The organism is Novosphingobium organovorum (genome assembly GCF_022832435.1).
Taxonomy (GTDB): Bacteria; Pseudomonadota; Alphaproteobacteria; order Sphingomonadales; family Sphingomonadaceae; genus Novosphingobium; species Novosphingobium organovorum.
Map to the genome: position 1 here is coordinate 1 of NZ_JALHLF010000121.1, position 9,779 is coordinate 9,779.

7 protein-coding genes and 1 pseudogene are annotated in these 9,779 nt (G+C 68.2%); 5 read left to right on the forward strand and 3 right to left on the reverse strand.

Going from position 1 to position 9,779, the window contains the following annotated elements:
* The coding region (locus MTR62_RS18240; RefSeq protein ID WP_244023619.1) for a hypothetical protein at window positions 1-1,687 on the forward strand (1,687 nt) is incomplete at its 5' end.
* A gap of 195 nt (window positions 1,688-1,882) precedes the next feature.
* Window positions 1,883-2,626, forward strand: a complete 744-nt coding sequence (gene msrA, locus MTR62_RS18245; protein ID WP_244023621.1) for a peptide-methionine (S)-S-oxide reductase MsrA — start codon at window positions 1,883-1,885, stop codon at window positions 2,624-2,626.
* On the opposite strand, the gene MTR62_RS18250 is transcribed toward msrA, so the two are convergent.
* From MTR62_RS18250 to MTR62_RS18260, 3 genes are read right to left on the reverse strand one after another with little or no spacing between them, the layout of a single operon-like run.
* A complete protein-coding gene (locus MTR62_RS18250) occupies window positions 2,614-3,549 on the reverse strand; it encodes a carbon-nitrogen hydrolase family protein (protein ID WP_244023623.1) in 936 nt (311 codons plus the stop codon). The genes msrA and MTR62_RS18250 overlap by 13 nt on opposite strands.
* 30 nt (window positions 3,550-3,579) lie before the next feature.
* The gene (locus MTR62_RS18255) at window positions 3,580-4,755 is read right to left on the reverse strand and encodes a BaiN/RdsA family NAD(P)/FAD-dependent oxidoreductase (RefSeq protein WP_244023625.1); all 1,176 of its coding nucleotides are present in this window, start codon (window positions 4,753-4,755) and stop codon (window positions 3,580-3,582) included.
* Window positions 4,752-6,392: an NAD(P)/FAD-dependent oxidoreductase gene (locus MTR62_RS18260; RefSeq protein WP_244023628.1), complete on the reverse strand. Its 1,641-nt coding sequence runs from the start codon at window positions 6,390-6,392 to the stop codon at window positions 4,752-4,754. Before MTR62_RS18260 ends, MTR62_RS18255 begins: the two co-directional genes overlap by 4 nt.
* 303 nt (window positions 6,393-6,695) lie before the next feature.
* Between MTR62_RS18260 and MTR62_RS18265 the strand changes: the two genes are divergently transcribed.
* The 3 genes and pseudogenes from MTR62_RS18265 to MTR62_RS18275 form a co-directional block, all read left to right on the forward strand.
* Entirely contained in the window at window positions 6,696-7,307 is a 612-nt protein-coding gene (locus tag MTR62_RS18265) for a hypothetical protein (protein WP_244023629.1), read from the forward strand.
* Between the two features lie 179 nt (window positions 7,308-7,486).
* The gene (locus MTR62_RS18270; protein ID WP_244023631.1) at window positions 7,487-9,544 is read left to right on the forward strand and encodes a TonB-dependent siderophore receptor; all 2,058 of its coding nucleotides are present in this window, start codon (window positions 7,487-7,489) and stop codon (window positions 9,542-9,544) included.
* A 32-nt stretch (window positions 9,545-9,576) separates the two neighbouring features.
* Window positions 9,577-9,779 (forward strand): annotated as a pseudogene (locus MTR62_RS18275) (hypothetical protein); the annotation flags it as partial.

Consider the following 9,779-nt stretch of genomic DNA (forward strand, 5'->3'; position numbering starts at 1 on the left):
CGCGCCCGAGACCGGCGAGGCCACGCAGCCCCCCGACGCCCCGTCTGACGCCGCAGGCGACGCGCCCCCGGAGCCGATCGAGGGAGCAAGCCAGGCGAGCGGGCAAACCCGACCGCAGGCTGCCGCGCCCGAAACCCGCTGGGCCTACGCCGCACCGCGGATCGACCAGATTGCCGGGCACGCCTCGATCCGCACCGAACCGCGCCAGCCGGACGAGCCACGCTTTGCGCGCATCGTTCCCCCCGCCGCCGGGCGCCGCAGCGACGACCCGCACCCGGACCGCAGCACGCTCGCCACGCTCGAACTGCCCGGCTGCGCCGACCTCTCGGCTCCCACGCTCCAGGGCTATGGCTACGGCGACATCGAGGCCGCGCTCGGCCTCGTCCCTGGCCAGACGCCGTTCGAGCGGCTCGAGGACATACTGGACCCGCAGGCCGGTGGACAGGCGGGCGGGCCGCCGCTCGACGAGCCTTCAACCATCGTCGCGCAGCGCGCGCTGCGCGCGATCATCGAGGACGCGCGTGGATCGGACGTCACCCGCCAGGAGACGATCGAGAACTGGCTGGCGAACCTGCTCGCCGGAGCCTGGCCGCGTTCGGCCCCCTTGCTCGAGGCGGCGACCGAGGCGTTCCGCTGGCAGGAGGAGTGGCACCGCTTCGATGCGCGTCCGCAGATCCGCTTTCTGGGGGCGCGCCTTCGCGGCGAGCGTTTCCGCGCCAAGGTCGCGGACCCGGCCCATCGCTACCACCGCGCCTGGCGCGAGCTCAACCGTCCGGGGCGCGGCGGGCTGCTGCGTTCGCGCGCCGCCCACGACGACGTCCAGTTCCTGCTCGGCGGTATCCGCCAGAACTTCCCGCACATCGAAAGCGAACTCGACCCGCGCCGGGTCGAATGGTGGAACCGCAAGACGGTGCACTGGCCGCGCCTGCTGCTGGCGCTCGTCTGGCTGCTGTTCGTGCTGCGCGTGTTCGGATGGGGGTGGGACTGGCCCTTCGCCGACACCCGCTTTGCCCTGCCCGACGGGTCCGAGATCGAGCTGAGCGATCGCGGCGATCCCAAGCCCGCCGCGCTCGAACGCGCCTTGCAGGCGACGCTGGATAACAGTTTCGGGCCCGGCCACACACTCGAATGGCTCTGGCACGGTGACGACAGCCTCGCCAAGGCGCTGGTAGCGCGCCTGCGCAGCGACCTGCAGACCGGGCGCGACGAAAGCTACCGCCTGCGCGACACCGCCAACCTGGTGCGCCAGCGCACCGACATGAAAGGGCGCCAGAGCGCCGGGCAGGCGCTCGAACAGGCGATGGCGCTGCGCCTGGCGCAGCTGCGGGCGGCCCGCGCCACCAGCCCCGCCGCCTGCCTCGAGATGCTGCACAGCGCCCGCTTCCCGATCACGGTGAACGTACCTTCGCGCCTGCGCGTGCTCGAACGGCTCACCGCCACCCGGCTGATCGACGCCCCCCCCTCGCTCGAAAGCGCGCCTTCGGGCAGCGAGACGGTGTCGATCCCCGGCGCTCTGGTGAAGATCGTGATCGAGACGACCGGGCTTGACGCCGCCAGGGTGCGCGACGCGCTGCAGGGCGCCGGTGATGACGTCGCCCGCTGCGACGTGACCATCGCGCTGCTCGCCGCCACGCTCGAATGGAAAGGCGACACCGCGCAGCGCGACGCCATCCTGCGCTCGCTGTAGAGCCCGCTTCAGGCTTTTGCCGCAACGCCTTTTTCCGGAAAACCGTCCAAGGGAATTGGCGCCGGACAGCAAAAAGCTTTCACCCGGTATACCGGCCCGATGACGGCAGGAGACGCCAAGGGCCGCGCCGCGTGCTATATTCCGGCCGTCTGAGCGCGCCCGCAAGGTGGCGCGCCCGCAACGGGAGACACGCGCATGGCCTATCGCGGATCGTTTCGCTCAGCCCGCCAACCCACACGGGTCATCGCGGCGCTACTGGTTCTGGCGAGTCTCACCGGGATCGTCCTGATGGTGCACGCTCAGCGCGCATCGGCCGCACCGCCGGCGCTGCCCGATCCACCCCCGTCTACGTCTAGGTCCGCGCCCGCACCCGCCCCCCCGCCGGGCACGTCCGGCAAGCGCGCGGCACGGCAAAGCGCGGTCCTCGCCGGAGGCTGCTTCTGGGGTGTCGAGGACGTGTTCAACCATGTCCGGGGCGTGACCTCGGTCACCGCAGGCTACGCCGGAGGCACTCGCCAGAGCGCCAATTACCTCGCGGTGTCGAGCGAACGTACCGGCCACGCCGAAGCCGTTCGCGTAATCTTCGATCCCGTCCGGATCAGCTATGGCCAACTGCTCAAGGTGTTCTTCGCGGTCGCGCATGACCCCACCCAAGTCAACCGCCAGACGCCCGATGTCGGCCCCAGCTACCGCTCGGCGATCTTCCCCCAGAACCCCGAGCAGGAGCGGATCGCGCGCGCCTATATCCGCCGGATCGAAGCGGCCGGGGTCTTTGCCCGCCCGCTCGCCACGCGCATCGAGAACGGCACCTTCTATCCGGCCGAAGCGGTCCACCAGGACTTTGCCCGAAAGAACCCCACAAACGGCTACATCGTGCGCTGGGACAAGCCCAAGGTGGTCGCGCTCAAGACGGCGTTTCCCGCGCTTTACTCGCCCTGAGGCGTCACGAAGGCGGTGCCCGGACGCGCGCGCTCGTCCACTTCGAGGCGGAACACGTCGGGCCGCGAATAGTGCCCTGCCACATCGAGGTCGTAGCGCGCACCGACCAGGTCATCGGTGTCGATTTCGGCCACCAACAGCCCCGTCTCGCCTTCAAGTGGCCCGGCCAGGACATCGCCCAGCGGGCCAACGATCATCGAGCCGCCCGCGATCAGAGGGCGATCCTCGGGCCATCCCTCGAGCGTGAGCCCAAGCTGCGCCGGTGTAGGCTGAACCTGGCAACAGCTGATAACGAAACAGCGCCCCTCGTGCGCGATGTGGCGCATCGAACTGCGCCACACATCGCGCTCGTCGACCGTGGGCGCGCACCAGATCTCGACACCCTTGGCGTACATCGCGGCGCGAAACAGCGGCATGTGGTTTTCCCAGCAGATCGCCGCGCCGAGCTTGCCCGCGCCGCTTTCCACCACCGGCATCGTGGAGCCATCGCCCTGCGCCCAGATCAGCCGCTCGGTCCCGGTTGGCATCAGCTTGCGGTGTTTGGCGACGAGCCCCTTGCCCGGTTCGATGAACACCGCCGTGCAGTAGAGCGAAGCCCCCGCCCGCTCGATCACGCCGAGCACCAGCGCCGCGCCGGTGCGCGTGCTCATGCCGGCCAGCGCGGCGATTTCGGGCCCGTCGAGGTCGATCGCGTTGGCGTGATAACGCGCGAAGGCCGCGCGCCCTTCGGGCAGTCGGTAGCCCAGATGCGTGCCGAACAGCTCGCCCTTGGGATAGCCGCCAAGCAGCGCCTCGGGCATCACCACCAGCTGCGCGCCCGAAGCGGCGATGCGCGCCTCGAACCCGAGGATGGCCGCGAGCGTCGCCGCCTTGCCCGCGTAGTCCGATCCGATCTGGAGGGCCGCTACGATCGTCTTTGCCATGGTCTTGTCTGCTCTTCCTGGAAGGGACGTCTAAAGCGCCTGCCCAGCCGCGAAGCCGCTGGCCCAGGCCCACTGGAAGTTGTAGCCGCCCAGCCAGCCGGTCACGTCCACCGCCTCGCCGATGGCGTAAAGGCCGGGCGCCTTGCGCGCCTCCATGGTCTTGGAGGACAGCCCGGCGGTGTCGATCCCGCCCGCCGTCACTTCGGCCTTGGCAAACCCTTCCGAGCCATCGGGCACGAAAGGCCAGCACGCCAGCCGGGCCTCCGCCGCGTCGAGCGCCTTGTCGGAGAGATTGCCCAGCTCCCCGCCCAGCCCCAGACGCTCGCACAGCGCCTCGGCCAGCCGCTCGGGCAGCCCTTCGGCCAGGACCTTGCGCAAGGCGCTGCGCGGGCGCTCGCGCTTGGCGGCCTTGAGCCAGCCGGGTTCACGGTCCGGCAACAGGTCGGTCGTCACCGTGTCGCCGCGCTGCCAGTAGCTCGACACCTGAAGGATCGCCGGGCCGGACAGCCCGCGGTGGGTAAACAGCGCCGCTTCGCGAAACGCGGCCTTGCCGCAGCGTGCGACGACTTCGGTGGAAACCCCCGAAAGCTCGCGAAACAGGGCCTCGCTCCCCGGCAGGGTGAGCGGGACGAGCGCGGGGCGCGGCTGCACCACCTTGAGCCCGAACTGGCGGGCCAGATCGTAGGCCAGACCGCTCGCGCCCATCTTGGGGATCGAGGGCCCGCCCGTCGCGATCACCAGCGCGGGCGCGGTGGCGCTGCGCGCCCCGAAGGCGACCGTGTAGCCCTCCTCGCCGCGCGCAACCGAAGCGATCGCATCGCCGCAGTGCACGGCCACATCGCCCTTGGCGCATTCCTCGAGCAGCATCGCCACGATCTGCTTCGCGCTGCCATCGCAGAACAGCTGCCCCAGCGTCTTTTCATGCCAGGCGATGCCGTAAGCCTCGACCAGATCGAGGAAATCGCGCGGGGTGTAGCGGCTGAGCGCGGACTTGACGAAGTGTGGGTTGGTCGACAGATACCGTTCGGGCGCGGTGTCCCGGTTGGTGAAGTTGCAGCGCCCGCCGCCCGAGATCAGGATCTTCTTGCCCGGTTTCTCGGCGTGGTCGAGCACCAGCACGCGCTTGCCGCGCTGCCCGGCGATCCCGGCGCAGAACAGCCCGGCGGCACCCGCGCCAAGCACGATCGCATCGTAGACCTCGCTCACGCCTCGACGCCGCCGCGGACCGGAACCAGATCGAGCGCGAGCGCTTCGGCCACGCGAATGCCGTCGACCGCCGCCGACAGGATGCCACCTGCGTAGCCCGCGCCCTCACCCGCCGGGTAGAGCCCGCGCGTGTTGAGGCTGTGGAAGTCGCGCCCGCGGGTGATGCGCACCGGCGATGACGTGCGCGTCTCGACCCCGGTGAGCACCACGTCGGGATGATCGTAACCGGGCACCTGGCGCCCGAACACCGGCAGCGCCTCGCGGATCGCCTCGATCACGAAAGCGGGCAGGCATTCGGCAAGGTCGGTCAGGTGGACGCCGGGCTGGTAGCTGGGGATCACCTCGCCGAATTCCTCGGACGGCTTGCCGAGCAGGAAGTCGCCCAGCTTCTGCCCCGGCGCTTTGTAGTTCGAGCCGCCCGCCTTGAACGCCAGCTCCTCCAGCCGGCGCTGCAGGTCGACGCCTGCCAGCACATCGCCGGGAAAATCGCGCTCCGGGCTGATGTCGACGACGAGCCCCGAGTTGGCGTTGAATTCGGCGCGCGAATACTGGCTCATGCCGTTGGTGACGACGCGCCCTTCTTCCGAGGTCGCGGCCACCACGCGCCCGCCCGGACACATGCAGAACGAATAGACCGTGCGCCCGTTCGAGCACTTGTGCGCCAGCGAATAGGCCGCCGCCCCCAGGATTTCGTTGCCCGCGCTGGGACCATAGCGTGCGACATCGATCCAGCTTTGCGGATGCTCGATCCGCACGCCGATCGCGAAGGGCTTGGCCTCGACATGGATGCCCGCCTTGACCAGCGCCTCGAAGGTGTCGCGCGCCGAATGGCCGACCGCGAGCACGACGTGGCTGGCAGGCAGGTATTCGCCGTTCGACAGGTGCAACCCCGCCAGATGCTGGACACCGGCTTCGTCGGTGGTCACCGCGAAATCGTCGACCCGGGTACCGAAGCGGTATTCACCGCCCAGCTTTTCGATCGTTTCGCGCATCGACATGACCATGGTGACGAGCCGGAAGGTGCCGATGTGCGGGTGTGCTTCGGTGAGGATGTCGTCAGGCGCGCCGGCCTTGACGAATTCGGTCAGCACCTTGCGGCCCAAATGGCGCGAATCCTTGATGCGCGAATAGAGCTTGCCGTCCGAAAAGGTCCCCGCGCCGCCCTCGCCAAACTGCACGTTGCTTTCCGGGTCGAGCACCGACTTGCGCCACAGGCCCCAGGTGTCCTTGGTGCGTTCGCGCACCGCCTTGCCGCGTTCGACGATGATCGGACGAAAGCCCATCTGCGCGAGCACCAGCGCGGCCAGCAAGCCGCAGGGACCAGCGCCGATCACCACCGGGCGCGGTCCGGCGTAGCCTTCGGGTGCCTGCGTGACGAAGCGGTAGCTGGTGTCGGGCGTCGGGCGCACGTGCACATCTTCGGCAAAGCGCGCAAGCACGGCGGCCTCGTCGGCGAGCTGCAGGTCGAGCGTGTAGACCAGCTTGATCGCGCTCTTGCGCCGCGCGTCGTTGCCGCGGCGCGCAACACTCAGGCGCAGCAGATCGTGCGGCGCGAGCTCCAGCCGCGCAAGAACGGCGGCTTCGAGATCGGCGGGCGAATGGTCAAGCGGCAGGGCGACATCGGAAAGGCGGATCATCGCGTCCCCATAGCCGCGATTTCACCAAACCGCCATCGCCGAGCAACACCCGCCCCGGCAAAGGCCCCGCAAGGACCCTTCGCAAATGCAGCAGACACCGCAACAAACAACACAATCACAATTACTATCGCAAACGCCAGTTTAAAAAACTATAGAATTTTACTGCTCGCCAAAAAATATGAATCAGCCTTCACGAATGTGTTGAGACGGCAATTGATTCTCTGAATATGGACCCAGGAGCAATACATATAATCAGACGAATCTTTCGTTCTGGGCGGCCTCCATGCGAATGGAGTTCACGACATGGCATTTCGGGAGAAAGCGGCTGTGGTCGCTTTGGGATTGTGCGCCAGCACGCAAGCCTTGGCACAAACCGGGCCGCAAGCCGGCGTCCAAACGGGGTCCACGCCGCCACCGACCACCCGCAGCATCCTCATCGGCACGCGCGAGCGGGCGCGCGACGAACTGTTCCTGGCCACCGCGCGCGACCCTGCACTGGAACGGTTCGGCCGGCAGTTGCGCTATCTGCGCGGACGCACCGGACGCGGCGTGCTCCAGGCGATGCTGGGTGAGGAACGTCCCGTCACGGTCAGCGAGGGTGCGCTGTTCTCGGCCTTCAGTTCCTCGCTCATGCGCACCCACGCACTCGCCCCTCAGACCCGCAGCGAAGCGACCGTGCGCGCGGAATTCGAAAGCCTTTTCGCGCTGATCCGCCAAGCCTGCCCCCTCACCCTCGCGGACAAGGCGCCCATGCGCGCCCTCACCGCCGCCGCGCCACCGCCGCCAGCGCTCCCAGCGCGGGGCTTGTCCGGGGCGTGGTGCGGGCCTTGCGCAAACGCGCGCCGAACGCCCCGCTCCGCGCCCCTTCCGCACACAGCGAGCCATGGCGCAACATTGCGATACATTTGCGATTGACATGCAAAAGCACATGACTACACCGCGCATTCAACGCTATTGAGAATAACTCGCAACACTTAGGAGATTGAGTCGTGGTCGCAGTGAGGGGGATCAATCGGGGAATGCGCGCAGAGCGCGGTGGACGCCTGCGCAGCGCCGCTGCACGCTCCGCTCTGGCTGTCGCGATAGCCGGCGCCATGGCCGGCGCAAGCCCCGCCCACGCCGATGACGCCGCCGAGGCGGCCAGCGATGCCACCGGCACCGACCGCATCATCGTCACCGGCGCGCTGCCCGACAGCTACGTCGTCGACAACCAGAGCACCTCGACCCGGCTCGATCTTTCGATGCGCGAAACGCCGCAGGCGGTCGCGGTGATCTCGCGCGCGCAGATCGAGGACTTCAATCTCGATTCGCTCAACGACCTGCTGCGTATGACCAACGGCGTCAACGTCGAGGCCGCCGAATCCGACCGCACCTATTACAACGCGCGCGGGTTCGACATCGTCAACTTCCAGTTCGACGGCATCGGCCAGCCGCTCGCCGAAGGCATCCAGATCGGCTCGGTCGACACCGCCACCTTCGAGCGCGTCGAAGTCGTGCGCGGCGCGACCGGCCTGCTCTCGCTCACCGGCAACCCTTCGGCCGCGGTCAACTTCATCCGCAAGCGCCCGACGAGCGAAACCGGCGGCTATGCCTCGCTGAGCTACGGTTCCTACGACACCGTGCGCGGCGACGTCGACGTCAACACCGTGCTGACCGAAAACGGACACTTGCGCGCGCGCTTCGTGGGCGCTTACGAAAACGGCGGCTCGAACCTCGACTTCTACCAGAACAGCCGCCTCACGCTCTACGGCGTGGTTTCCGCGGACCTGGGCCCGGACACCGTGGCGACGGTGGGCTATTCGTGGCAGGAATCCGATCCCAAGGGCGTGACCTGGGGCGGCGTGCCGTTCCTCGATGCCGACGGCAACCAGCTGACCTATTCGCGCTCGACCACCACCGCGCAACCCTGGACGAGCTGGGACAAGATCGACCGCAACCTGTTCGGCGACATCACCCACGAATTCGGCAACGGCTGGAAGGGCAAGGTCTCGGTCATGCGGCGCGGCTATTCGTCCGACGCCAAGCTGTTCTACATCTACGGCAACCAGGACCCGGATACCGGCGAGGGCCTCTATTCCTGGCCGGGCGCCTATCTCGACGAATCGCGCGAGACGACCGTCGATGCCAACGTCTCGGGCTCGTTCCAGGCTTTCGGGCTCGAACAGCAGATCGTGCTTGGCGGCAACTTCAGCCAGTCGCGCAACCAGGAATGGGAAGCCGAGGCCGCGGCCGACACCGGTGTCGCGCTGACCGAGGAACAGGCCTTCGGCGGCGCCTACCCCTACCCCGACTTCGGCGCCTACACGCTCCAGGCCGACTTCAAGACCAAGATGTACAGCGCCTATGGTTCGCTGCGCCTTTCCCCGGTCCAGCCGCTGCACGTGATCCTGGGCGGCAACGTCACCCGCGCCGAGCGTAACGGCACCTCGTACGACACGCCTTACATCTTCGCGAAAACCAAGTTCCTGCCCTTCGCCGGGCTCACGCTCGACCTGACGAGCAGCCTGTCGGCCTACGCCAGCTACTCGACCATCTTCAACCCGCAGGTCTACATGCGCGAGGACGGTTCGCTGCTCGATCCGCTCGAGGGCAAGACCTACGAAGCGGGCATCAAGGGCGAGTGGTTCTCGGGCAAGCTCAACGCCGCCATCGCGGTCTACAAGACCGACCAGCAGAACGTCGCGCAGTCGACCGGCACGCTGAGCACGGTTACCGGCCAGTACGCCTACACCCAGGCCGACAACAGTTCGAAGGGCTTCGAGTTCGACGTCTCGGGCGAGCCGCTCCCCGGCCTCCAGCTGACCGGCGGCTACGCCTATGTCGACATCGAGGACGCCGATGGCAACGCCGCGCGCACCTTCATCCCGCACCACACCGCCCGCCTCAGCGCGGTCTACACCCCGCAGGCGCTCCCGGCGCTGCGCGTGGGCGCGTCGGCGCGCTACCAGAGCCGCATCCACAACGACGGCGCGGTCCAGGGCGAATACGCCGTGGTCGACCTGATGGCCCGCTACAAGCTGACCAGGAACGTCTCGCTTGGCGTCAACGTCGATAACGTGACCAACGCCAAGTACTGGCAGAGCCTCGAATGGTCGCAGGGCATCTACAACGCCCCCACGACCTGGCGCGGCACGCTCGGCGTGACCTTCTGACGATGACGGCGGCGACCGAGACGGCGCGGGCAATGCCCGATCTCCTGCTCGGTACGGGCCTGGCGCTGAGCGCGCTGGGCCCGGCGCTGCTACGCCTGGGCTGGCAGGCGCGCCGCGTGCCGGTCACGCTTGGCTGGGCGGCGTTGGGCCTTGCCGCAGCCTTGACGACCGTGCGCGCCGGAGCCTGGGGACTGGCCACGGGCTGCGTGATCGCATCGGCCTGCGCCCTGGCACT

Excerpts from the sequence above, each read along its gene's own strand:
- msrA (WP_244023621.1), top strand. The coding sequence starts at position 1,883 with ATGGCCTATCGCGGATCGTTTCGCTCAGCCCGCCAACCCACACGGGTC.
- MTR62_RS18250 (WP_244023623.1), bottom strand. The coding sequence starts at position 3,549 with ATGGCAAAGACGATCGTAGCGGCCCTCCAGATCGGATCGGACTACGCG.
- MTR62_RS18260 (WP_244023628.1), bottom strand. The coding sequence starts at position 6,392 with ATGATCCGCCTTTCCGATGTCGCCCTGCCGCTTGACCATTCGCCCGCC.
- MTR62_RS18265 (WP_244023629.1), top strand. The coding sequence starts at position 6,696 with ATGGCATTTCGGGAGAAAGCGGCTGTGGTCGCTTTGGGATTGTGCGCC.
- MTR62_RS18270 (WP_244023631.1), top strand. The coding sequence starts at position 7,487 with ATGGCCGGCGCAAGCCCCGCCCACGCCGATGACGCCGCCGAGGCGGCC.